We start from the raw sequence: 24,701 nt of genomic DNA, 5'->3' as shown, positions 1-24,701 counted from the left end.
GATAGATGAGCCTAGATCTCGATTTCGTTCGCAACCAGTTTCCGGCCGTGGGCAAGGAATGGGCGTTTTTCGACAATGCCGGCGGATCGCAGATCCTCGGGCGCTCGGTGGAGCGGATCACCGATTTCCTTCTTACCCGCAACGTGCAGACCGGCGGGTCCTATGATGTTTCGATCAAGGCCAAGGAAGCGGTGGAAGCCAGCCGCCGCGCCATTGCGACCCTGGTCAATGCCAGCCGGCCCGAAGAAGTCGTCATGGGCCCCTCGACCACCGTTTTGCTGCAGAACCTGGCCCGCGCCATGGCCAGCCAGCTCAGCGCGGGCGACGAGATCATCGTCACCAATGCCGATCACGAGTCCAATATCGGGCCCTGGATGAGCCTCAAGGAACGTGGCGTCGTCATCCGCACCTGGGAGGTCAATCGCGAAACCTTCGAGCTCGAGATCGAAGACCTGCTGCCTCTCTTTGGGCCGCGCACCAAGCTCGTGGCCGTCACCCATGTGTCGAACCTTCTGGGTACGATCAATCCGGTGGCCGAGATTGCCCGCATCACCCATGAGCATGGCGCGCGCATTTGCGTCGATGCCGTCGCCTACGCCCCCCATGGCGCGGTCGATGTCACCGGCTGGGATGTCGACTACTACGCCTTCAGCTTTTACAAGGTGTTCGGACCCCACCACGCCGTGCTCTACGGCAAGTATGAGCATCTGCTCGAGCTCGACGGCCTCTACCATTATTTTTACGGCAAGGACAAAGTCCCCCACAAGCTCGAGCCGGGCAATGTCAATTACGAGCTCTCCTGTGGTGCCGCGGGCATCGTCGATTACCTCGTCGAACTCGGTGGCAAGTCGAACAGCACGGGCGACGACCGCGCCAAGGTCGTGGCCGCATTCGGCCAGATCGTCGAGCATGAGCGCATCATCGGCGAGCAATTGCTGAGCTATCTGCGCGAGCGCAACGACACCCGCATCATCGGGCGCACCCATGCTGTTGCCGGCGAACGGGTGCCCACGATCAGCTTTGTCGTGGATGGCAAGGATAGCGGCGAGATCGCCAAAGGCATCGACCCCTACAAGATCGCCGTGCGCTTTGGCGATTTCCACGCCCGCCGGCTGGCCGAATATCTCAACCTCATGGGCAGCAGCGGCGTCGTGCGCGTCTCGATGGCCCATTACAACAGCCCGGCCGAGGTCGATGGTCTGATCAAGGCACTCGACGCTACGCTCTAGATTTTTCCTTTAGGCGAGAACCAAAGGCGGCGAGCACGGGCTTGCCGCCCTTTTTTGTTGGCGAGGGCCGTCTTGCTATCTCCTTGTCAGCACTGGCAAAGCGCCTTGGGACAAGCCGCGCAATATTGTTGACGGTCATGATCATGTTTCGTAGAAGCCGAAAACTGGTCACGGAGAGTCAACAAATGAAGCGCACTGCGGCAGCCCCCTTCGGACTGGCCCTGGCCATGGCATGGAGTCTCGGCGCCGGCTTGACGCTCGCCCAGGACGCAGCACCCCCAAGCCCGCCGCCCGCAGCGGTTGCGCCAACGACCATCACACCCGCAGCACCGGCTGCCGTGCCCTCGGCACCGGCTCCAGCTGTTGATACGGCCGCGCCGCTGCCGCCTCCCGCCACTGCTCCGGCCGACCTGCTGGCGCCCGAAGAGCCCCAAGCTGGCGTCAATGCCGACCTGCCACATGACCTTTCCCCCTGGGGCATGTTCATGGCTGCCGACTGGGTGGTCAAAGGCGTGATGATCGGCCTGCTCCTGGCGTCCGTCGTCACCTGGACGGTCTGGCTGGCCAAGACCCTTGAACTGGTTGGCGCCAAGGCCCGGCTGCGCCGCACCCTGCGCGCGGTTCAGGCCTCCACCACGCTGGCCGACGCAGCCACGGCCCTCACCGGCCGACGCGGCGCCGGTGTGCGCCTCGTGCAGGCTGCCCAGCAGGAAGTAGCGCGCGCCCACCAGGTCATCGATTTTGCCGCCAATAGCGGGCTCAAGGAGCGGGTTGCCTCGCGCCTCAACCGCATCGAAATCAGCGCCGGCCGACGCTTGATGCTGGGCACCGGCGTGTTGGCCAGCATCGGTTCGGTGTCGCCCTTTGTGGGCCTCTTCGGCACTGTCTGGGGCATCATGAATTCGTTTATCGGCATTTCGCAGGCGCAATCGAGCAGCCTCGCCGTCGTGGCCCCCGGCATTGCCGAGGCCCTGCTCGCCACCGCCATGGGACTTGTCGCCGCCATTCCCGCCGTCATTTTTTACAATATCTTCGCCCGCGCCATCACCGGCTATCGCCAGCAGCTGGGCGATGTTTCGGCGGCCGTTGAGCGCCTCGTCAGCAGTGATCTCGACCATCGCTATGTCGCGCGCCACCATCCCGGGGTGCTCCACCCCGCAGCGGCGGAGTAAGCCCACATGGCCGGCGGCATCCGCGAAAATTCGGGCGACGAGCTCGCCGAAACCCACGAGATCAACGTCACGCCGTTTATCGACGTGATCCTTGTCCTCCTGATCATCTTCATGGTCGCGGCGCCCCTTGCTACCGTCGACATCAATGTCGATCTGCCCGCCTCGAGCGCCGCCCAGGCGCCACGCCCCGACGAGCCGGTCTATGTCACCTTGCGCCAGGATCTGAGCCTGTCGCTGGACAACGACCCCGTTGGGCGCGAAACGCTCGGCACCGCGCTCGACACGCTGACGCAAAGTGATCGGGAAACCCGCATTTTCCTGCGCGCCGACCAGAGCGTCGATTATGGCGAGCTCATGGGCCTGATGAACCTGCTGCGCGCCGCCGGCTATCTCAAGATCGCGCTGGTCGGGCTCGAAACCGCCCCGCCGGTCGCTGCCGCCGCGCCCGCGCCATGACCGCAGCCGCCGGTTCAACCCCCATCGATGATGACGGCCGCGCCGGTTGGCGCGGCGTTTTGGTGTGGGCCGGCGCCTTTCTTGTCGTCCTGGGCACGCAAGGGGCCGGCGCCTATTGGCTCCTCAACCGTCCGCCCGAAGATTTTGCGCTCGCGGGCAACGCGCCCGAGGCCATCATGCTCGAGCTGGCGCCGCTCCCGGCCCCGCCCGAAACCGCACCGGCCGAACTCCCGTCCCAAGAGCCCGATCTCGCCCCCACGCCAGAACCGGTCGAGGAAGCCGTCGATCCCCCACCGCCCGAACCCGAGCCGATCATCGAGGAACCGCCCCCCGAGCCGGCCATCGAGCCACCGCCTCCTGAGCCCGAGCCAGAGCCAGAGCCCCTGCCGGAACCCGAGCCTGAGCCCCTGCCAGAGCCAGAGCCAGAGCCAGAGCCGCTGCCCGAACCCGAGCCCGTGGTGGAAGAGATCATTCCCGAGTCCGTGGAAGCACCCGAGCCCGCCGTGGTGGCGCCGTTGCCGGTGCAGCAATCGGCACGGCTGCTGGAGCGCCGCCAGCGCCCTCGGACCACCACTCCGCGCCCGCCTGCCCAAACCGCGCCAGCCCGCACCGCTGCGCCCACTGCCAGTGCTGCCGCCAAGCCGGCGCCCGCCGCCAGCGCCCAGCCCGCCGCGCGCCCATCGGCACCCAGCGTGTCGCCCGCCCGCTGGCAGTCGCAGCTGGTGAGCTATCTCAACCAGCGCAAGCGCTATCCGCGCGCCGCGCAGAACCGGCGCGAAGAAGGGCTCGTGCAGCTCGAATTTTCCATCGACCCGCGCGGCAATGTGCTGTCGGCCCGCATCGCGCGTTCATCGGGCTATCCCGATCTCGACGAGGCGGTGATGAGCATGATCCAGCGCGCTTCGCCCGTGCCCGCCCCCCCGGCCGAGCTCGCCCAGTCCCGCATGACCCTCACCATCCCCATCCAGTTCGAGCTGTGAGCGCCCGTGCCCGCCTCAGCCAAAGCTGGTGAGGAAGGCGCCCGTGACGGTGTGGTCGGGCGCGAGATTGTAGATGATCGCGTGCCGGTCGATGCAGGTGCAGGGATGGGAAATGCCGAACTCGATCACGTCCCCCACCTGCAGCACCACGCCTTCGGGCAGCGCCACAAACGCATGCTGGTCGTTGAGGCGCAGCACCGAGGCCTCGCCCAGATCGACCTGAGCCGGCGCGCCGTCGCGATACAGGGCGAGCGGGCGCGGCAGCCCCTGGTCCATCGCCACATCGCGCAGGCCCATGCCGCAGATCGCGAGCCCCGCCTCGGGCAGCGACAGCACTTCGGCCCACAGCCGCAGCGCCGGCTTGAACCCGCTCGAGGCCGAGCGGACCTGCCCGCCAATGCGGAATCCCTCACGCGCATCGAGCCCGGCAATGCCACGCTCATAGGTGCCATGGTCATGGAAAAAGATCGCGCCGCTGCGCAGCACCAGCCGGCAATCGGGGTCCGCCGCCACCGCCGCTTCCAGCCCCTTGACCACGAGGTCGAAATAGACCGACCCGCCGGCCGTCACGATCAGCGGCCGGCTGTCGCCCACCCGCGCCCGCACCAGCGGCAGGAAAGCGGCCGTCATCGCCATCAGCCCCTCGATGCGCTGCAGGGTTTCACTGGCGTCGGCGGTCGCGGCCGCCCCTTCATAGGTGGCAATGCCCGACAGTCGGAAATTGGCGGTTTCGGCCGCGAGGATCGCCTCGAGCATCGTGCCCGCCCCATCGGCGCTGCGCAGCCCCGCGCGACCGGTGCCGAACTCCACCAGCAGACCTAGCGCTGGCAGGTCGTCCCGCTCGCTCCAGGCGGCGCGAAGCGCCTCGAGCAGCGCAAGGCTATCCACGAACAGGTGGATCTCCGCATCGGGGTAGCCTGCCAACATGGCCGCCAGCCGGCGCGCCGCCGCGGGACCACCCACTTCATTGGCGAGGATCAGCCGGCGCTGGCCCGCGGCCAGCAACACGGCGGCCTGGCGGATATCGGCGACGGTCGAGCCCCAGGCCCCCGCGGCCAGCAGTGCCGCCGAAAGCGCGGTCGACATCGGCGTCTTGGCATGGGGCGCGATGGCGACGGCATGATCGTTCACATAAGCCAGCATCTCGGCGACATTGCCCGCAAACGCCGCTTGATCGAGCGAGATCAGCGGCAGCGCCATGGCGCCATCATAGGGCTTCCAGCCCTGCTCCCCGATCGCGGCCAGCGGCAGCGGCTGGTGACCCGGCGGAAAGCCGCGGATGCGCTCATCGATCACCGGATTGTCGCTGTTGGCCAGGTGCAGGTCAGACATGGATAGGCTCCGCCGGCCGTGGCCGGATTGGTTATCTTGGGGTCGCACCGGCGGTGCTAGCGCGCCCGAGGGGGGCAGGCAAGCCCACCCGCCCCGTCCCGCCGTTTCAATAGGCTTTCATCGCCTGCGCCAATGGCCGGCTTTGCAGATGCCAGGCCGGCAACAGGGCAATCACCAGCCCGAGCACCCAGATTGCCCCGGCCAGCAGCAGTTCGTCGCGCCCGATCGAGGGGCGCAGGGCAATGCCGATCTGCTGCTCGATGATCGCACTCAGCCCCAGCGACAGCAGATAGCCAAAGCCCAGCCCCAGGCTGACGCCGACGGTAAACAGCACGGCAATGAAGCCCCAGGCGATGGCGAAGATATAAAGTTTGGGCGCCCCGATAGCCCGCAGTGTCACAAATTGCGGCATCAGCAGGCGGAACAGGATCAACACACTCGCCACGATCGAGAGCATCACCAACGCTTGGGTGACCAGGGCCATCAGCGTCATCAGTTCGCGCACATCGCCCAGCGTCTGGTAGAGTTGGATCAGCACTTCGGCGGGAAAAAACGCCATGGACTCGTCGGTGTTGTATTCCTGGCGCAGCCGGTAAGCGTCGGCGACCGAAGCGGCCTTGAGCACCGCGGCGGGCACGCCCGGCGTTTCCCCTGCAAGATACGGTCCGCCAATAGCGTGCTCGTTGTGCTCGTGGCCATGCTCTTCATGGGCATGGTCGTGCCCCTCGTGGTCGGCTTCGGCGGTTGCTCCCCCGACTTCTTCCCCCTCGCTGTGCAGCAGGCCATGCAGGTCCCACACCAGTTCCACCGGCACGACGATGGCGCGGTCCCAGGGCGAGCCGGTCGCTGCCATCCGGCCCACCACCGTGATCTCGACATCATGGCCTTCGGCATGGTCGAGATCGGCCCCCTCGTGGGTGCCATGGGCGGGGGTGAAGCTGGTGCCGATTTGCAGCGGCACCGAGGCCCCCACCACCGCTTCGTTGATGGCCTCGAACACGCGCCCATCGAGCAGCGCGTCGTTGGACAAATGAGTAACCAGCGGCGCCGTCGCGCCCACCAGCGGGGCGCGCTGATAGCTGTCGCCGAAGGCCAGCGGCGAAGTGAAGGCGGCGCGCTCGTCATTGAGCACCCGCGCGGTCATTTCGGGGGACAGCAGCCGGGAGGAACCGGGCTGCAGGTAAACCGAGGTCAGCAGCGCATCGGTGCGGCTGCTGACCGGGGCAACCACCACATCGAATTTTTCCGCCGCCTGGGCGCTGCCTGATTTCAGCGCCCGTTCCTGGGACACGATGGCCACCGAAAGCGCGGTGCCCGCCACGATCAACACGATAAAAGCCAGCACCGTCATGCGATAGCGCAGCAGCGCGGCCAGAACGATGGGCCAGGGGTTCATAGCTGCACCTCGACGCTATCGGCGGCGGGATAAGCCCGCGATCCAGCCAGCAACTGGCCATCCTCGATCTCGAACACCTGATCGGCGCGTCGCGCCACCCGCTCGTCATGGCTGACGCAGATCACGGTTTTGCCCTGGCGGGCCAGGCGATGCAGTTCCTCGATGATGAGTTCGGCATTGGCCTTGTCGACGCTCGCGGTCGGCTCGTCGGCCAGCACAATGCCGGGCTCGAGCAACAAGGCGCGCGCCATGGCGACGCGCTGTTGCTGGCCGCGCGACAAGGCCTCCACCGGGCCCGAGCGCACCGGCACGTTGAAATGGGCCAGCAAGGCTTCGGCGCGTTCGCGCAATGCCGCTGGCGTCTTGAGATGGGTGAACCAGGCGGGCACCAGCACATTGTCGAGCGGGCCCAATTCGTCGATCAGCCGGAAATCCTGGAAGATCAGCCCGCAATTGTGCCGCCGCCAGGCGTCGCGCTTGCCTTCGCTCATCGTGTTCAGTGCCAGATCGCCCACCCGGATCGTGCCACCGCTGGGCTGCAGGATCGCCGCGATGATGTGCAGCAGCGTGGTCTTGCCCGACCCGGACGGGCCGATAATGGCGTAGAACCGGGCGGGCGCGAACTGTAGCGACACCGATTGCAGGGCCTCGATTTCCCCGCCGGTGCGATCGGCAAACCGCGCCGAGATATTGTCCAGCATGATCATTGCAGCAAGGTGCTCCTCCGCCCACCCCCGGGTGAGCCACCATCCCCGAAAGGTTGGCAATCGCTGCTGCGCCTGGCCGGTGCGCTCAGCGTGTGACGCTTCAGGGAACACCCGCCCGGGCCAGCAATCTGGGCAGTTGTTCATCGACGAATTTGCGGCTGATCGGTCCGGGATGGCTCAGCAATAGCCGGCCCTGCGGATCGATGACGAAACTATGGGGCAGCCCCACCATGCCGAGCCGATTGGCCACCGACTTGTCGGTGTCGGCGCCCGCCAGGGCATAGGGATTGCCGAGCTCGGCGAGAAAATCGGTGGCGTTTTCCGGCAGGTCGGTGACGTTCATGCCGGCGAGCACCACGCCCTCGCCGGCGGCAAGCTCCACCAGCAGCGGATGCTCGGCCCGGCAGGGCACGCACCAGCTGGCAAAGGCATTGAGCAGCGTGACCTGGCCCTGCAGCGCGCCCGCGTCAAACCCCGACCCCGCCAAGCCTTCGATGGGTTTGAGGGTAAAGGCGGGAAGCGGCGCGCCGAGCGCGAGCGCCGGGGCATTGTCCCGTTGCGCGCCAAACCACCAGAGCCCGGTGCCAATCGTGACCAGCAAGGCAAGGGCAATACCTTGACGCTTGCGCCAATGTGTCTGCCCGCTTGCTGCCGGACCCATCCCGCCGGGCCTTGCCTGTGCTAGGCCTCGTAGAAATCGGCATTGAGCAAGCGCACGCGGCTGACAAACCCGGTGGCCTCATCGGTTGCCGGGCCGATATCGAGAGTGCCCCGGGTCCAGATCAGCGTACCCGGATTAATGGCTTCCTGGCGTTCGCGCATCACCACGAAGATGATGGTGTCGATCCAGTCATCCTCGCTTTCGCAGAAGGGGCAGGATTCAACGGGCTGGTTGGACAGGACGAAAAAGTCGGAATCCACCTTGAGATGGGGCGCCATGAAGCCCTGGATCTCGACTTCGGTGCCGGCCAGTTCCTCAGCCCGGTCGGAAAAGGCCATGTCGTTGTCGTAGTCATAAAGCGAGCCCATGCGAATGCGGGTCGGCGCCGCAAAGCTCGGCAGGGTCAGGAGCGGCAGCGCAGCGAGGCCAACAAGGCCGGTGGTAAAATCGCGACGGGTGATCATTGCAGTTGTCTCCTCGAAATCGGGTGGGAGGCGGTGCAAAACCGCCTCCCACAAGAGCAAAAAACCCGCCGGCGGGGCCGGCGGGCGATTAGGACTTACTCTGCAGCCATGCCGGCATTGGCCAGCACGACAGCCAGGGTGGCCTTCATGTTGGGCAGGGTCTTGTCCTTGGCAGTTTCCAGCCATTCGTCGAGCGAATGGCCACGCCCGCCAATGCCGCTATTGGCGCCAATGGTGAGCGCAGGAATCCCCAGGCTCATGGGCATGTTGGAGTCGGTCGAACCAAAGCCTTCGCCCTTGAAGTCACCGATCGTGGCTTCGAAGGCCGCCTTGGTCAGCTGGAAGATCTCGGTGTCCTCGGCGGTCTTGCCGGCAGGACGCAGGCCGATCTGCTCGAGTTCAACCGTGATCGGGCCTTCGGCCACGGAACGGCGGGCGTTCTCATTGGCGGCAGCCTGTTCGGCGATCACCTTCATGCGCTCATGCACTTTGTCGAGTTCGGCGGGCTCATTGGAGCGCATGTCGATATCGGCGGAAACGCTGAAGGGGATCGAGTTGACCGAAGTGCCACCAGTGAGAATGCCGACGCTGTGCGTGGTCTTGGGCTCGGTCGGAACCTGGATCTGGGAGAAGGAGGTCATGAAGTCAGCCAGGGCATAGGCCGGGTTCACGAGGCCAAAGGCACCAAAGCTGTGGCCGCCCGGGCCCTTGAAGTGCACGCGATAGCGCACCGAGCCCGTACCACCCACGGTGGCGCTGCCGGCCGAGCCGCCTTCAACCGAAAAGAAGCCCTTGATCTTGTCGGCATATTCGCCCTCGTTGAAGAGGTAGCGCACGCCGCGCAGATCGCCCGGGCCTTCTTCGCCCACGGTGCCAACAAACAGGATATCGTCCTTGGTCTGGATCCCGGCATCCTTCATGGCGCGGGCATAGGCCAGGATAATGGCCGTGCTCATCTTGTCGTCACGCACGCCGGGGGCATGGGCCTCGGTGCCCTTCCACTCGATGGTGACATCGGTGCCTTCGGGGAACACGGTATCAAGGTGCGCCGAAACGACGAGGAACTTGCCGTCGCCTTCGGTACCCTTCCACACGCCGATGGCATTGCCTTCTTCGTCGACCTTGACCTCGGTCAGGCCCGAAGCTTCGAGCAGTTCGGCATAGCGGGCGGAAATGGCTTCTTCCATGAACGGGCCGGAAGGAATCTCGGTCAGTTCTTCGAATTCGGTGATCATCTGGTCGTAATTGGCGTCGAGATACTGCACGGCAGCATCGAACTTGGGATCGGCCAGGATGGAGTCAACAGCCTCGCCATAGGCTGCGGTATCGATAGGAGCGGCAGCTTCTGGTGCTGCCTCCTGCGCAAAGCTGGCGCCGCTCGCCAACATCGCTGCGGCCAGCGCGGCCGCCGATACAAACTTTGTACTGATGAAATTCACAGTCTTTATTCTCCCTACCTTGACCAAGCCCCAAGATCCGGCCGGGCAGAGTGGAAGAGGGATAACAAGCCCGTATTCGCCGAACCAAAGCAACTTCTCATTGCCCCATCAAACTTGGGGATTTTAAAGCTGGCAAGCCGTACTTTCAGGAAATTACGTATCTTCGCCGTAGTTCAAGGCCAACAAAGGAATTAATGTCCCCGCTTGTGGGGAGAAAGAAGTACTGCCCCGCCCCTCCGCGTGAAATGGTCTGTTCCAGCCGGCTCCGCCACTGCGCGAATGCAGCGCGATAGCGCTCCAGCACTGCGGGATTGAGCGACAAGTCGAGCGCTTCCCCGGTTTCGGCATCGCTGAGCCGCACCGGCCCGCTACCCAGCGCTGCTGGGTCGATCTCCTGGGGCGAAGCGAGGTGGATGGCCACGATGTCGTGCCGCGCCCCCGCCAACAGCTTGAACTGGGCGTCCACCCCCTCATCCATGAAATCGCCCACCAGCACCACCATGGCACGCGGCTTCATCTCGCTGCGCGCCTGGGCCAGCGCTTGGGAAAAGGGCGTGCGCCCGCCGGTGGGGCGTTTACCGAGCCAGTCAAACAGCATCTCGGCCCGGCTCTGCCCCTGCAACTGGGGCGACCAGTCCACCCGTTTGCCGCCGGACACGCCCAGTTGCACCCGGTCGCCCGAAGCCAGCGCGATGAAGCCCAGGACTTGCGCCAGAACAGCGCCGAATCGGTATTTCTGCGGCTCACCCGTGAGCATGGAGGCCGAGCCATCGAGCAGCACATAAACCGGCAATTGCCGGTCCACGAAATATTCGCGCACAAAGGGCTCGCCCAATCGCGCCAGCAGCCGCGGATCGAGTTTGCGCACATCGTCGCCCTCGCGGTAGGGCCGATGGGCGGCAAATTCCATGCCCGCGCCCTTGTTCTGCGAGCGCCGCTCGCCCACCCCCACCGAAGCCTGCGCCCGGTTGAGCCGGTAGCGCGCCACCACCAATTGCTCGAGCAGGCGCGAATCGGGTCTCACGCGACCGCCCGCACGCTTTGCTCAAAAAGCTTGCCCACCAGCGCCTCCAGCGACACGTTCTCGGCACTCCCTTCGAAATTGAGTTGCACCCGGTGCCGGAGCGCCGGCAGCAGCACGGCGCGCAGATCATCAAAGGCCACGTTGAAGCGCCCTGCCAGCAAGGCATGCGCCTTGGCCGCCAGCACCAGCGCCTGCGCGCCGCGCGGGCTCAGCCCAAAGCGGATAAAGCGCTGCACGTCGGCGCTTGCCCCCGGCGCCGAAGGCTGGGTCGCCAGCGCAAACAGCGCCACCGCCCGGCGCACATGTTCGGCAATGGGCACGGTGCGCACACTTGCCTGCAGCGCCAGGATTTGCTCGGGGGTCAGCACCTGTCGCGCCACCGGCTGCTCGGCGCCCGTGGTGGCCTGCAAAATCGCGGCCAGCGTTTCGGCGCTGGGATAGCCCACATCGATGCGGAACATGAACCGATCGATCTGCGCTTCAGGCAGGGCATAGGTGCCCTCCATCTCGATCGGGTTTTGCGTCGCGAGCACGCAAAAGGGCTGGGGCAGCGGCATGCTGGTGCCCGCGGCGCTGACCGTGCGCTCCTGCATGGCTTCAAGCAGCGCCGATTGGGTGCGCGGGGTGGCGCGGTTGATTTCGTCGGCCAGCAGCAGCTGGGTAAAGATCGGCCCCGGCTGGAATTTGAGCACATTGCGCCCGTCCGCTTCGGGCGTCAGCACCAGCGATCCCGTGATATCGGCCGGCATCAGGTCGGGCGTGAACTGCACCCGCGAAAAACTCAGACCCGTGACCTCGGCCAGCGTCTTGACCAGCAGCGTCTTGCCGGCGCCGGGCGGGCCTTCTAGCAACACATGCCCGCCCGCGATGAGCCCGATCAGCAATTGCTCGACAATTGCTTCCTGGCCCAGCACCGAATGACCGATCTCGGTGCGCGCCGCCCGCAGCGCCGCCAGCAGCGCGTCGAGCCCGTCGCGGTCGGCCGGCATCGGGGCGGGGCGCGTGGGGGAAAGAACTGTCATATCGGCTCCTCTGCGGCAGCCCGCCGGGGGCGGACCAGACGGGTGAAAAGATCGGAATAGCGAACCACCAGGTCCGCAATGAACACGAGGAGCGCCAGCCCGAGCCAAAGCGGCCCGGCCGGATCGAGCGACCAGCGCCCCGCCGGGGGCAATTCGAGCGCCGCGCCAGCAGCGTAGTGCCGCCCGCCCGTCGCGGCAACCAGCGCCGCCGCACCGTCGGGGCGCCGCAGCGGATCGAGGCGGGCGGGATAATCGAGATAAAGCGCGGTTTGTGCCTCCGCCTTCCCCGCATGGGCGACAAATTGGTAGGCCCCGGGCCCGCCGGCCACGAAACTGCCCCCGAACAAACCTTCCCCGGCGCGGTGCAATGGCACGACGTTTCTGCCGCCATCGGGCGCCACAGCTTCAAGCACCGGCTCTGCTGCATTGCCCGCCTCAGTCAACCGCAAATGCACCACATCGCCCTGCCGGCTCGCGCTCAAGCGCAGCCCCGGGGGCTCGGTAGCGGGCAAAAAGCTGCGCAGCGCCTGGGTGAAGAGGCGGGGATAGTCACTGCTCCCTTGCCAGGTCCGGGTCCAGTCGCCCGCCGCATCGGTGGTCATGGCCAGCACCTGCCCGGCGCCATATTGCCAGGAGGCCAGCAGCGGCACCGGCTCGCCGAATTGATCCTCAACCACCGCGTGGGTTGTTGCCTCCGGCTTGGGCGTGGCCAGCACAAAGCCTTCGATGGGCGGGAAGTCCTCGTCCATGCCGCGGAGGAACTGCGCGTCCCGGTCCAGCCAATAGGGTTGTGCCGGCCGCTCCTCGAGCGGCTCGCCGGCCAGCAACATGGCTTCCTGGGACAGGATGGAGGGGAGCGCGGCAAAATCACTGGTGGCGTGGAACAGCCCGCCCCCTTCGCGCGCCAGCATTTCGATCAGCTCGCGCTCGGAGCCCGCGCCGATCGCCACCGAAGAAACGGTAATATCGGCCTCCCCAATCGCCTCCATCAGCGTATCGTAATCGGCCGGCTGACTTTCCCCGTCGGTCATCACCACGATGTGGCGGGCCGAAGCGGTCACATCGCGCAATTGCTGGTAAGCGGTGACAAGCCCGCGATACAGCGCCGTGCCGCCCCCCAGGCTCACCTGATTGACCGAGCGGGCGATGAACTCCTTGTCCGTTACAGCGGTCATCGGCACGGTCAGGCGGGCGCCCGAGTCAAAGGTCACCACGGCCACTTGGCTTTCCGGGCTCAGCAGCTCGATTGCCGCCAGCGTGGCTTGCTTGGCGACATCGAGCCGGGTCAGTGGCCCCACCGGCTGCTTCATGCTGCTGGAGCGGTCGAGCACGAACACCATGGCGACGCCCGGCTTGTCGCGCGGCACCCGCGCGGAAATCGGCGAGATCGCATCGAGCGGGGTTTCCAGATAGCCGCCCGGACCAAAGGTGTTGGGTCCACCCAGGATCAGCAGCCCTCGCCCATGATCGGCAACCGCGGTTTGGATCAGTTCCTGCCGGGCAATGGTCAAGTCGATCGCCGGCAGGTTCATGAGGACGATCCCAGCATAATCGAGCCAGCCATCCAGCGTTTCGGGCGCCTCCGCGGCCGGCACGAGTTCGGCGTCAAAGCCCTGGTCCGCGAGCATGGCAGCAAACGCGGCGCCCTGCCCGGCTTGCCCCGCCAGCACGGCAATTCGCCCGGGCGGCAGCGCCGAAACAACGGTGCCCGCCACATTGTTGCGCGGCTCGGGGTCACCTGCCGCCACAACCTCCATCTGATAGGGCGTCAACCCCGCCGCCTGCACCGAAACCGGCACGGTGACGCGGTTGCTCCCGGTGGTGAGGGCAACATTGTCCCGCCATATCTCGCCCCCGTTATCTCTGACCACGATCTCGGCCTCAACCGGTGCCGGCGCCTGCACCAGCCCTACAAGCTCGATCCGGTCGCCGGCAAAAACCGGCGCGGGTGCACGCAAACTGACCGCAAGATCGCCCTGCCGGCTTTCCCCTCCCGCCACTGCATCAATGGGGATGCCGCGCTCCAGCAGACCCGCTGCGCGGCCCGGTTCAGGCCCCACATCCGCGCCCAGCACGATTCGACCCGGCCGGTCCGGCGGCAACAGTGCCGCCGCCAGTTGCAGCGCTGCGGTCCCGGAGCCGCTAAAGCCTCCTCCCCTTGGCGCCATCTCCCCGCTCGATAGTCGCGGCTGCTCGGCCAGCACGAGAGTTTCGGCCCCAGCCACCGGTGCGGCTTCCGGGCCGATAATGGCCACCGCAGCTTGGTCGGCTCGATAGATCCAGAGCGGCAGGTTGAACCAAGCCCCGAGCGCGAGGGCCAGCGTCAGCAGGCGCGTGCCCAATACGAGACGGCGGCGCCGGCCGGTCGCGCCGCGGCTCAAGAGCTCCCGGGTGGCAAAGCGCTCCTCGCCGCGCCCCGCCAGAACCGCCTCGATCAGCAGCACGGTCAGTGCCGCGCCGATCAGCCAGGGCCACAGCGCCACGGGGCGATCGGGCATGGCAATGGCTGCGCCACCGGTGGCGAGCCGACTTTCCGCCCCCACGAGCGGCGGCACCGCCACAAGGGCGCTCCGACCCTCCCGCTCCAGCTGATACAGCCCCGCCCGGTCCGGCACAAAAGCCCCGGCCAGCGTAGTGGCCGCGCCCGTTCCCGCGTCTAGCCGCCGCATTGTTCCGCCGGCGAGGCGCACATCGAGCGGGCACGTCACCCCAATCTCGCAATGCGGCTCCACCACGGCTCCCGGCAGCGGCCCGAGCAGTTCCATCAGATTGACCGCGAGAACCGCCAGCGCCGGCTGGCCGGCCCAGCTGCTCGCCGCGGGATCAAAGCCCAGCCGGAGGTCATAGCCTTCGGGCCGCCGGGCCAGCGTCACCAGCGGCGCGTCCCCGGCCCAGGCGATGATTTCCGCATCGGTCGGCGCCGGCTGGCGATAAGCCGCCGCGAAAACGAGGCTTTGCCACCCCATGGCGCGCGACAGGGGGTGATCATCGCGCCAGCCCGTCACCGCTGCGGCAGGCAGGGCCTTCGTCATTTCCCCCGCCTGATGCGCCGCACCGATCCACACCAGATTGGTGGCGGGCGCTTCCTCGACCGCCACCCCATCGATCAGCACCAGGTCAAAACGGTCGGCGTCAGCGGGCAGGCTCGCCGCTTCGGTTAGCGTCACGCCATCGATTGCCGCAAGCGCCTGCGCCAAGGGTTGCTCGCCCGGTCCCACATACAGAACGGCTCGTTCGGATGGGGCAGCATTGACCACAAAATCCACCCGATCGTCGAAGCCAGCTGCATCAGGCGCCAGTTGCACCGAAACAATGCCGGCGCCCGGCACGGCCAGGCTCTGGGTAAACGCCCCCGCCGCGGCCTGCTTGAAACTTAAAAGGGTTTGCCGCTCGCCACCCTGCGGCTGGAACTCGACTGTCACGACCGTTTGGTCCATGCGATCCGAGAAGGTCACTTCACCGGCAAGGGTCCATTCCTCCTGCCCGGCCGACGGTGGGGCCAGCACCGCCCGCACACCGGCATTGGCCGCAGGCGCCCCGACCGGCACCAGCGCCAGCCGCAAGCTGTCGTTGCGGACCAGGAAATCGGCAGGCGGCGCATCGGACACCACGATCACCTGGGTGATCTCGTCGGGGCGATGAAGTGTTTCCACCAGGGCGCGCGCGCCGGGCCAATCCGCCGCGCCGTCCTCGGGCGCAACCCGCGCCAGGGCATCGGCGAGGAGGTCGGGCAACATGGCCTGCCGCGCCAGTTCGGGGCGGGCGCTGTTGCCGGCAATGATTAGCGAATAGCGCGCCAGGTCGCCATCCCCCTCGGCATGCGCGCGGACCAGCGCTTCGGCCTCCGCGCGGCGCGTCGCAGTGCCGTTGCTCGCGCCCATGCTGGCGGAATTGTCGAGCACATAGATCCAATGCCTGATCTCGCGGTTGGCGCCCCAGAATGGCTGGCTGAGCGCCAGCACGATCAGCACCAGTGCCAGCAATTGCAGCAGCAGCAGGAGGCTTGGGCGCGGCCATTGCCACAGCGCCCGCATGCCGGTCGGCGCCATGTCGATCTGCTTCCAGATCATCAGTCCCGGCACCGTCACCGGACGACGGCGGCGCACATGCAACAGCGCGATCAGGATACCCAATGCCAGCAGACCCAACATGAATGGGGCCAGCAAACTCATGGCGCGATCTGCTCGTCGCGGCTGAACAAGCGCTTCACGGCCGGCGCGGCGCTTGGGGGAACGGCTTGCCGCACCACGGGCATGGCGTCCTGGCGCGGCCATTGCCGCTGCGCGACAGTGTCGTTGACCCGGCTTTGGCGCGCCTCGGTGGTTTCGCTGCTGCGCACCCGTTCGGCATCAATGGTTGTTCGCGCGGCCAGCGTCTGGCTTTCGGCAAACCCGGCCGGCGGCGGCAGGCTTGGCGCCGAGGCATTGGCAGCCGGACCCTCGCCGGTGCCGGCCATGTTGCTTTCGGCTTCCCCCGCCCCCTCTGCGGCGCCCTCGGCGGAGGGCTGGGGAGCGCTGTCATCAAAGCCCTCCTCCTCGCCCATGCCCGAGCTTTGCTGCTGGTTGGATGGCGGGGCAATGCCGAGACCCTCGCCTTCGTCTCCCGATGCCGGCAGCGCACTGGGCTTGACCTGCGCCGCATCGCCCGCGGGCGCCGCCGTTTCGCCCCCAGGCTGCCCTGCGCCGCCATTGCCGCCCGCGCCCGCGCCGGGATTGGCGGCATTGTTGTCGGCGCCGGCCGAGCGCGCGGCGGCCATGCGGTCAGCCAAGCCGGTTTCGTCGCCCTCAAAGGGCGGCCAATCATGGAGCGGATTGCCATAACGATTGCCGGCCCGGTCCAACTGCTCGGCAAGTTCACCGATCTCGGCCGAGTCGGGCCCGGCCTCGTCGAGCCCATCAGCAAGGGCCTGCATCTCCGCAGCGACTGCGGCCAGTTCGGGGTCGTCGCGCCGTTCGGCATCGGTCGCGATCAACTCGGCGGCGGCGGCAATGTCGCTGCCACTCACCTGGGCTTGCGCCGGAACGCTCAACCGCTCGCGGTCCCCTGCCACCGGCACGGCACCCACCCAATGGGCGGCAATGGCCAAGGTCACGGCGAGCAGCGGCGCTGCCATGGCCCAACCCATCCGTTTGGTGAACCACGGGGCCACTTGCGCCGGGTCGGCCTGCTCGGCCGCCTGCCCGGCATCGAGCAACAAGGCCTCACCCACTGGTCCGGCCTGTAGCCCGGGCACCACTTCAAGCGCACTGGCGAGCTTTTCGGCCAGCGCATAGCGATCGTCGGTTACCATCGCCAGCCGCACTGGCGCGGGCGCCTTCGCGGTGATCATGGCGGCGAAAATCGCAAAACCCAGCAGCCCCGCACCCAGCCCCAGCGCGATTGCGGCACCAGGATTGCCGGCAGTCAGGGTCCCGGTAGAAATGATAAATACGACGATGCCCGAGGCCAGGGCATAAAGCCCCGCCTCGACCAAGCGCAGCAGGCGCCAGCGATGGCGCAATTGTTCCAGCAATCGGGCCATGCTGGCCGAAGCGGATACAGGCAGTAGGTCAGAGTTCAGCCGCGACAAACTCAAGAATGGGCAAACCACGCTTGGGCCGGTGCACATCCCCGACCTTGCCGGTGATCCGATCAACTGCACGCCCAGCCGCATATACGACTTTAGTCTCACCTGGGGTGATCCAAGCAGCCGGTCACCCCGTTCAGAACCCGTTCATCTTTGTGGCTAAAAGGCGGAACGGGCCCAGCGTGACAGCAAAAGGCGCGGGAACAGGGGCGCTCGTCACACGCTTCCACTGCCATCCCGCGCCAGTATTAGCAAGTATACGCCAGTAATTCAGCCGGTCGACCCAATCGGAAATCCATTGAACTGATCGGAGTCAACGGCCGCGACAACGGTGTTTCCGGCCACGAAACTGGCGCCCCCGCCAAGCAGAACGCTCCGGACGATTTCCCGGAAAACTTCGCGGGACCGGAATGATCCTTCCACGATCAATGCAGCCAAGTCTTCAACGCTGACAATCTGCCCGTTGAAGGCAATGTCGGTCACGCCAATGGCCTGCAGCCGCACCAATAGCCTCAGTGCATCCTGGTCGTCTCCGGTCTCGACAAAATTCTGCACCGCCTGCAGGTACAGCCCTGGCTCGACGTCATAGGCAATCGCAGGCGCGGCAACGCTGGCCATCATCGTCGCTGACGCGATGGCGATGGTCAGTTTTCGAAGATCAGATCGTTTCATTTCAGGCTCCTTTGAAGTCCCGAACTCAATGTACCGCCCCAAGCTTGGTTCAAAGATACGCCAGCAGTAGTGGCCCGCCCGTTAGTTGTTTCGTAACAATCTTAGACACGCAAACGCGATTTGGACTGTCGCCTCTCGGCGCTTCTCCTTTTCACGCAGTATGATTTTGCGCGCGTTTTGCAGTAAATAGACCTGGCTGTGCCATTTTGGGACACTCAAGCAAGGTCCAGCAGGCACAAGTCCACTGCCACTGTTGCAAGCGCTGCCCCAATCCCACCGAGCTCGCCAACACCATCCTCGGCCGGTCCTTCCACGTAAAGATTGCGGACCCGGTCACGGCCGTACAGCAGGCCGAGCGCTATCGATACCCGGGTCTGGTCGGCGAAAAACTCTGCATTGGTATGGACTTGGCCAAAGGCATGCAGCGCAGAGCTGCGGGTTTCAGGGAAAACGAAATCGCCCGACCAGTCCAGCCGCGTCAAAGGAACCGTGTCGGGTAAGCGCGGCACGACGGGCGTGCCCCGGTCGCCCCGAGCCTTCTCGCAAACAACATCGACCTCTCCGGTGGATATGGTGCGGAAATGACCATCCACATTGTTGATGTTGGCCCCCTCGCGCAACACCATCCGGATCGCGTCCGCATAGTCCACACCGATCTTTGTGCCAGCAAACTCGAAGACTTCACCGCAATAGCGTGCCGTTAATATTGCTACCGCCAGAGGTAGGCTCTGGGATTTGAGGTCAATATCCTGCTGCCGAAAGATGATCACCGGCAACATGGGCAAAGCATCGGTATAGCAGTTGCTCGCAAGCTCCACGCGGGTTTCACCGAGAACGGGATCGTAGCTGGCCTCGAACTTCATGATCAGTGCCCCTTGGACCCAAGCGTAAGCTCGCTGAGTTCCCCGTTGGAGGCAATCTGATGGAAAAGGAGGCCGGTTTGCTGCTCAAGGCCGAACTTGAACTGGCGGATTTCATCATAGCCTTTGATCGGCGGCGAAACGAGGCAGTAGACTTGCCCCCGCTCGTTGTAGTCGGAAACGATCCGCAGGGTTTGCCCCATGGCCGAGCGCCCATTCACCATATTGAGGCAGGCCATGAGGGTGGAAAGATCGTTGAATTCTTCGGACCTGAGCACTCGCTCGCCGGCCTTGACCGCCAGGTCCTTCCAGTTGAAGGGAACCTCACGGTCGAGCTCCCCTTGCCGAACGGAAGTGAGATGGCAGGGAAGATGCAGCAAGGTTTCCATCTCGCCCTTGAGCTTTCTCGCCCGTTTGAGCCCCCGCACTGGCGCGGAGCGAAAGTAGATGGGCTGGTTAAGACCCGCCCGTCTGGTACACAGATCACCCGCAGACACGGCAAAGACCGATTCAAGCAAGCCGCCATTGACCTTGAAGCGCCCACTGGACGGCTGATCCTCCCCGGCTCCACCCGCAGCATCCGGCACGGCCTTTGCCGAAGCTCCGGCTGGGCCAGGCGTCGCCGCGGCGGTTGCGCCATCACCGGTGAAGGCAGAGATCGGGACATAGATTTGCCACTGCCCGACATAGCCTGGAATCAGCTCGGCGAGAGTATCGATCGACAGCTGGTTGCGACAGTAAACTTCGTTGTCGCTTTCTTTGGCTTTCTGCGCCAGACCTTCATTTTTGTTCCAGCCGTAAGTATTTACCACCCTGGTTCGCGCAGTTTGCCCATTTGATGCTTGCCGCGCCGTGCCCGTTATCGTTACGTTGCTTGAATGATAACGCCGCAGGGTTACGAAGCTGCCGGTATGGCCGATCTCAAAACCCATCACCGCCATGCGCAGGGCAAGATCGAGATCGGAGCCCAAAGAGAAAGCCTCATCATAGGGAAGCGCCTGCAGCACATCCCGGCGATAGAAGCTGGCGGGATGGGCGGTGATCTTGCCGGTGCCCCGCAACAAGGTCGCCGCAGTACGCTGCTTGCCGCTGTTGCGCTCGATCACGCCCGTGCTCTCGTCGAAATCGATCCAGCCCCCGTGCGAGCCATGGAGTTGCCCATTGCGCTCGAAATTGCGCAGGTGATCGCCCAGGCGGTTGGGCAGGGCAATGTCGTCATCATCGACAACGCAAATATAACGGCCGCGGGCGCCTTGGGTGATGAGGTTGCGCGCGCCGGGAATCGAGGCGATCTCCGTGGATTCGAGGCGAAGTAGCCCCCCGGCCCAAGCGATCTTGTCCAGGGACCTGCGCAATTCCTCCACTGCCTCTGGACTGGAGCCATTGTCGATCACGAGGATTTCGAAGTCTTCATCGATCTGGCCGCGGAAGCTGTCGATGGCTTCCCGGATCATGCGCAAATGGTTGGGGCGCTCGGTGGTGGCGATACCGAGAGTCACCAAAGGCGTACTGCCCTTGAGGACCTCTGGAGCCGCGAGTTCGGCGAAGTTGGAATGGGGAAAGAGCATCGAGCGCAGCACGCTCTTGTCGGTATGAGCGATTTTCTGGTTGGTTTGACGCAGCTTGAGGATGCCGTTCATGCCCGTCGAGGGCGCGTGCCAGACGTGGAAGATTTGCAGCGCTTGCGGATCGGCCCAGTGCAGGGTGCGGCCGGAGCGGCGCACTCGTTCGGCGAAATCGTTGTCCTCATTGCCCCAGCCCGTGAAGCGGGAATCGACGCCGCCGATCTCCTGCCAGGTGGAACGGGAGAAGACGACGAGGCCACCCTGCCCCCATTTGGCGCGCAAGCGGCCGTTCGGGCGTCTGCCCTCGAGTACCAGTGCCAAGGCATCGCCGACGGAATAGCTTTGGTGCAAGTCGGTCGCCTGGGCGATACCGACGCCCAGCCGCCCCGCGGCAGCTTCGGTGACCAGGCGCTCGAGTTCCCCCTTGCTGCTCGCCGAGATCAGCATGTCGGAATCCGCCTTGGCGATCACGTCGTTGACCGCCAGCAGAACGCCGGCATTGATGGCTTCGCCACAACTCCACACCTCGGCCTCGAGCCGAACCACGCTGGCTAGCGGCGCGATGTCGTCCCGGAGAACAATCGGCTCATCCGAGCCGAAATCGATCACCAAAATTTCGGTCAAAAAGGGCGCATCAAGCGCGGCAAAGCTGTCGATGCAGGCCTCTATCCGTTCGGTGGGCCAGTTGCGAACAGGAAGAACCAGCGAGAGCATGGGTGATATCCTTGCCGTCGAACCAACGGCGGCTCGCCGAACTCCTCAGGGATATGTCTCAAGCACGGCGCCACAACGGACCTCTAAGATGACCGCGGCGCTTTGAGTTAATCTCCAATCAGCAATGGTGCGTTTTCAGCGGCTAGTTTGTGGCAACATTTCACATCTGCCACCTGCAGCGGCCACGGCCGCGAGGATGCGCGCAGCGCATCCTCGATCCGGCATGGCTTAGGCCCACCGGGGACAGGGTTGCCGGGCTGGTCCCATCACGTGGGACCCACCCAATTGCCCCCCAGCGACTTAGCGCTGGCGGGCCTTGCGCGCAGCATAACGTCGATCCCGCTCAGCTTTGCGTTCAGCCGCTTCGGCTTCCTTCGCCGCCGCAGTCGCGGCCGCGTCAGCCTCGGTATTCAGGCTCGCTTCGGCTTGGGATTGGGCGGCAGCTGCCTGTTCAGCCGCTTTGCGCTCCGCTTCGGCTTGCTTGAGGCGCAGCTTTTCGGCCTCCCGGGCCTCACGAGCCACTGCGGCGGCTTCCTTTTCCGCCCGCTTGCGATCGAGCTCGGCCTGATCGGGCTTGGGGGCAGATTTCACCCGCTCAAGGAGCTGCTTTTTGGCTTCTAATGCGGTCTCCCGGCGCTTGGCAAAATTCTCTCTTTCATTCTTCACGGGCTTTCCTAACAAGGTCGTTGGCGATAATGGCGCCTTGATAAACGAAAAGCGGGCGATGTGGTGCAATTTGCCCGGTGCACAGTGTCGCTTTTTTCGAGTGCAACCGGGTCAGCGCCAAACCGGGGTTTAGGAAAACCGCCAAGCCCCAGCGTTGCCCGACCGGCACTCAGCGCTTCAGACTGCTTCCAAGGCCACCGCAATCCCTTGGCCAACCCCGATGCACATTGTAGCGAGAGCCCGCTTTTTGCCGCCGCGCGAAAGTTCCAGCGCCGCGGTTCCCGCGATGCGCGCCCCGCTCATGCCCAGCGGATGTCCAAGCGCAATCGCGCCACCATTGGCATTTACCTGCAGGGCGTCCTCGGGAATGCCCAACTGCCGCAGCACTGCGATGGCTTGGCTGGCAAAGGCTTCGTTCAGCTCGATATGGTCGAAATCGGCGGGGGCCAGTCCCAAGCGGGCGCAGAGCTTTTGGGTCGCCGGCACCGGACCCATGCCCATGATGCGGGGTGGCACGCCGGCCGACGCTCCACCCAAAATCCGCGCAATCGGGGTCAAGCCGTGCCGAGCGGCGGCCGCTTCGCTGGCGATGATCAGAGCCGCGGCGCCGTCATTAACGCCCGAGGCATTGCCAGCCGTCACGGTGCCGCCGGCAAACAGCGGGCGCAGCTTGCCCAGCGTTTCGAGGCTGGAGCCGGCGCGGGGATGCTCGTCAGTGGCAACGCTGAGGGGCTCCCCCTTTTTTTGCGCGATGGCGACTGGCACAATTTCGAGCGCCAGGCGGCCATTGGCTTGGGCGCGCAAAGCGTTTTCCTGGCTGCGCAAGGCAAAGGCGTCCTGCGCCTCGCGCGTGATTGCATAGTCACGCGCGACATTCTCGCCGGTCTGGGGCATGGAATCGACCCCATAAAGCGCTTCCATCTCGGGGTTGACGAAGCGCCAGCCGATCGTGGTGTCGTGGATCTCGGCATGACGCGAAAACGCTGTCTCGGCCTTTGGCATGACGAAAGGCGCGCGGCTCATCGATTCGGTTCCGCCCGCGATCAGCAACTCCGCCTCTCCCGCCCGGATAGCGCGGGCGGCGGTGATCACCGCATCCATCCCCGAGCCGCACAAGCGGTTGATGGTCGTGCCGGTGATGCCCACTGGCAGACCGGCCAATAAAAGGCTCATGCGCGCCACATTGCGATTGTCTTCGCCGGCCTGGTTGGCATTGCCGAAGATCACGTCGTCAACCGCTTCCCAATCGAGTTGCGAAAACTGGGCCATGAATGCCCGGAGCGGCACCGCTCCCAGATCGTCGGGGCGCACGGACGACAAGGCGCCGCCGAAGCGTCCAATTGGGGTGCGCCTATAGGCGCAGATGAAAGCGTGGGTCATTTCAGGTCCTCCGGAGCGGTGAGGTCGGCGATGTCGCCCTCGATGATCAGTTCGGCCCCGGTGAGCGCCTGCAGTTCCTCAAGGCGCACCCCGGCAAGCTTTTCGCGCAGCACAAAGCCGCGCGCGTCGATGTCGATCACGGCCAGGCTCGAGTAGACCCGGGTAACGCAGCCCACCCCGGTCAGCGGCAGGCTGCAGCGCTTGACTAGCTTGGGACGGCCATCCCGGGTGACATGGTCGGTAATCACCGCAACCCGTTTGGCGCCGTGCACCAGATCCATTGCCCCGCCCACTGCCGGCACGCCCTTGGGACCGGTGCTCCAATTGGCAAGATCGCCATTTTCGGCAACTTCGTAGGCGCCCAGGATCGCAACATCCAAATGCCCGCCGCGCACCATGGCGAAGCTGTCGGCGTGGTGGAAAAACGCAGCTCCGGGCTTGAGCGTCACAGCTTTCTTGCCGGCATTGATCAGGTCCCAGTCTTCTTCGCCCGCGGCGGGGCTCTCACCGAAGTTCAAAATGCCGTTCTCGGTGTGGAAGATGGCCTGCCGCCCCGGTGGCTGGAACTTGGCAACCATTTCGGGAAAACCGATACCCAGATTGACATAGGAGGCGTCCTGGATGTCCTGCGCGGCGCGCCAGGCGATCTGGGCGTTGGAGAGCTTGGGGGTCATGCGTAGGCTACTCCGGCGCGCATCAGCGCTTCTTCCTGTTGTGCATCTGCGATTTCAATGACCCGGTCGACAAAGAGGCCCGGGGTAATCACCTGCTCGGGATCGATCTCACCGGGCTCGACTACACGCCTGGCCTGCACGATGGTGAGTGCCGCGGCAGAGGCCATCAACGGCGAGAAATTGCGCCCCGCTTTGCGGTAGGTCAGATTGCCGTGGCGATCCGCCAGCTCCGCCTTGATCAGCGCTGCGTCGGCCTTGAGCCAACGTTCCTGCACATAACTGCGGCCATCGAACTCCCCGATCGGCTTGCCCGCGGCAAGGTCGGTGCCAAAACTGGTCGGGGTGTAAAAGGCCGGGATACCAGCGCCGCCGGCTCGGATGCGCTCGGCCAGTGTGCCTTGCGGCACCAATTCCAGCTCGATCTCGCCGGCCAGGTATTTCTCGGTGAAGGCGCGCGGATCGGCGGAGCGAGGGAACGAGCACACCATCTTGGCGACCATGCCGGCGTCGATCATTGCAGCGATGCCGATGCGGCCGTTGCCCGCATTGTTGTTGACCACCGTCAGGTTGTTCGGGCTACCCGTCTGCCCGAACTGATCGATCAGCGCATGGATCAGTTCTATCGGGGCGCCCGAGCCACCAAAACCGCCGATCATCAGTGTCATGCCCGATTGGATGCCTGCCAATGCAGCAGGCAGATCGGCGACCGTCTTGTCCATGAG

General features: G+C 65.1%; 21 protein-coding genes. 4 read left to right on the top strand and 17 right to left on the bottom strand.

The window, feature by feature from the left end:
• Positions 1–5: 5 nt before the first annotated feature.
• From HRQ64_RS04265 to HRQ64_RS04250, 4 genes are all read left to right on the top strand, one after another.
• Positions 6–1,229 carry a cysteine desulfurase-like protein gene (locus tag HRQ64_RS04265; RefSeq protein WP_172122330.1) on the top strand — a complete coding sequence of 408 codons (1,224 nt, stop codon included), beginning with the start codon at positions 6–8 and terminating at the stop codon, positions 1,227–1,229.
• Positions 1,230–1,414: 185 nt separating this feature from the next.
• Positions 1,415–2,401 carry a tonB-system energizer ExbB gene (exbB, locus tag HRQ64_RS04260; protein WP_172122328.1) on the top strand — a complete coding sequence of 329 codons (987 nt, stop codon included), beginning with the start codon at positions 1,415–1,417 and terminating at the stop codon, positions 2,399–2,401.
• A 6-nt stretch (positions 2,402–2,407) separates the two neighbouring features.
• On the top strand, positions 2,408–2,857 hold the full coding sequence (gene exbD, locus HRQ64_RS04255; RefSeq protein ID WP_172122326.1) for a TonB system transport protein ExbD: 450 nt from the start codon (positions 2,408–2,410) through the stop codon (positions 2,855–2,857).
• Positions 2,854–3,837: an energy transducer TonB gene (locus tag HRQ64_RS04250; RefSeq protein WP_172122324.1), complete on the top strand. Its 984-nt coding sequence runs from the start codon at positions 2,854–2,856 to the stop codon at positions 3,835–3,837. The genes exbD and HRQ64_RS04250 overlap by 4 nt, the downstream gene beginning before the upstream one ends.
• A gap of 15 nt (positions 3,838–3,852) precedes the next feature.
• On the opposite strand, the gene HRQ64_RS04245 is transcribed toward HRQ64_RS04250, so the two are convergent.
• The 17 genes from HRQ64_RS04245 to HRQ64_RS04165 form a co-directional block, all read right to left on the bottom strand.
• Positions 3,853–5,169 (bottom strand): alanine racemase, encoded by a 1,317-nt coding sequence (locus HRQ64_RS04245; protein ID WP_172122322.1) that lies wholly within the window; start codon positions 5,167–5,169, stop codon positions 3,853–3,855.
• 106 nt (positions 5,170–5,275) lie between these two features.
• The gene (locus tag HRQ64_RS04240) at positions 5,276–6,565 is read right to left on the bottom strand and encodes an ABC transporter permease (protein WP_172122320.1); all 1,290 of its coding nucleotides are present in this window, start codon (positions 6,563–6,565) and stop codon (positions 5,276–5,278) included.
• Positions 6,562–7,272: an ABC transporter ATP-binding protein gene (locus HRQ64_RS04235; RefSeq protein WP_172122318.1), complete on the bottom strand. Its 711-nt coding sequence runs from the start codon at positions 7,270–7,272 to the stop codon at positions 6,562–6,564. Before HRQ64_RS04235 ends, HRQ64_RS04240 begins: the two co-directional genes overlap by 4 nt.
• A gap of 100 nt (positions 7,273–7,372) precedes the next feature.
• Positions 7,373–7,873: a redoxin family protein gene (locus HRQ64_RS04230; RefSeq protein ID WP_172122316.1), complete on the bottom strand. Its 501-nt coding sequence runs from the start codon at positions 7,871–7,873 to the stop codon at positions 7,373–7,375.
• 80 nt (positions 7,874–7,953) lie between these two features.
• Positions 7,954–8,397, bottom strand: a complete 444-nt coding sequence (locus HRQ64_RS04225; protein ID WP_127751854.1) for a hypothetical protein — start codon at positions 8,395–8,397, stop codon at positions 7,954–7,956.
• 95 nt (positions 8,398–8,492) lie between these two features.
• On the bottom strand, positions 8,493–9,836 hold the full coding sequence (locus tag HRQ64_RS04220) for a M20/M25/M40 family metallo-hydrolase (RefSeq protein WP_210258505.1): 1,344 nt from the start codon (positions 9,834–9,836) through the stop codon (positions 8,493–8,495).
• Between the two features lie 145 nt (positions 9,837–9,981).
• Positions 9,982–10,860, bottom strand: coding sequence for a DUF58 domain-containing protein (locus HRQ64_RS04215; RefSeq protein ID WP_172122314.1), 879 nt, complete (start codon positions 10,858–10,860; stop codon positions 9,982–9,984).
• The gene (locus tag HRQ64_RS04210; RefSeq protein WP_248308191.1) at positions 10,857–11,882 is read right to left on the bottom strand and encodes a MoxR family ATPase; all 1,026 of its coding nucleotides are present in this window, start codon (positions 11,880–11,882) and stop codon (positions 10,857–10,859) included. Before HRQ64_RS04210 ends, HRQ64_RS04215 begins: the two co-directional genes overlap by 4 nt.
• Positions 11,879–16,054 carry a VWA domain-containing protein gene (locus tag HRQ64_RS04205; protein WP_172122312.1) on the bottom strand — a complete coding sequence of 1,392 codons (4,176 nt, stop codon included), beginning with the start codon at positions 16,052–16,054 and terminating at the stop codon, positions 11,879–11,881. Before HRQ64_RS04205 ends, HRQ64_RS04210 begins: the two co-directional genes overlap by 4 nt.
• Positions 16,051–17,403: a hypothetical protein gene (locus HRQ64_RS04200; RefSeq protein ID WP_172122310.1), complete on the bottom strand. Its 1,353-nt coding sequence runs from the start codon at positions 17,401–17,403 to the stop codon at positions 16,051–16,053. Before HRQ64_RS04200 ends, HRQ64_RS04205 begins: the two co-directional genes overlap by 4 nt.
• Positions 17,404–17,718: 315 nt before the next feature.
• Complete coding sequence (locus tag HRQ64_RS04195) at positions 17,719–18,120, bottom strand: hypothetical protein (protein WP_172122309.1); 402 nt, start codon at positions 18,118–18,120, stop codon at positions 17,719–17,721.
• Positions 18,121–18,335: 215 nt separating this feature from the next.
• Positions 18,336–18,983, bottom strand: a complete 648-nt coding sequence (locus HRQ64_RS04190; protein ID WP_172122307.1) for a hypothetical protein — start codon at positions 18,981–18,983, stop codon at positions 18,336–18,338.
• A 2-nt stretch (positions 18,984–18,985) separates the two neighbouring features.
• A complete protein-coding gene (locus tag HRQ64_RS04185; RefSeq protein ID WP_172122305.1) occupies positions 18,986–21,259 on the bottom strand; it encodes a glycosyltransferase in 2,274 nt (757 codons plus the stop codon).
• A 300-nt stretch (positions 21,260–21,559) separates the two neighbouring features.
• Complete coding sequence (locus HRQ64_RS04180; RefSeq protein ID WP_127755134.1) at positions 21,560–21,925, bottom strand: DUF6481 family protein; 366 nt, start codon at positions 21,923–21,925, stop codon at positions 21,560–21,562.
• A gap of 177 nt (positions 21,926–22,102) precedes the next feature.
• Positions 22,103–23,305 (bottom strand): 3-oxoadipyl-CoA thiolase, encoded by a 1,203-nt coding sequence (pcaF, locus tag HRQ64_RS04175; protein WP_172122303.1) that lies wholly within the window; start codon positions 23,303–23,305, stop codon positions 22,103–22,105.
• On the bottom strand, positions 23,302–23,979 hold the full coding sequence (locus tag HRQ64_RS04170) for a 3-oxoacid CoA-transferase subunit B (protein ID WP_172122301.1): 678 nt from the start codon (positions 23,977–23,979) through the stop codon (positions 23,302–23,304). Before HRQ64_RS04170 ends, pcaF begins: the two co-directional genes overlap by 4 nt.
• Positions 23,976–24,698 carry a 3-oxoacid CoA-transferase subunit A gene (locus HRQ64_RS04165; RefSeq protein WP_127751845.1) on the bottom strand — a complete coding sequence of 241 codons (723 nt, stop codon included), beginning with the start codon at positions 24,696–24,698 and terminating at the stop codon, positions 23,976–23,978. The genes HRQ64_RS04170 and HRQ64_RS04165 overlap by 4 nt, the downstream gene beginning before the upstream one ends.
• Between the last annotated feature and the right edge of the window lie 3 nt (positions 24,699–24,701).

Origin of the sequence: Devosia sp. 919 (assembly GCF_013185965.1) — a bacterium.
Lineage (GTDB): Bacteria > Pseudomonadota > Alphaproteobacteria > Rhizobiales > Devosiaceae > Devosia.
Note: the sequence above shows the minus strand (reverse complement) of the source record. Positions and strands in the feature narration are given on the sequence as shown.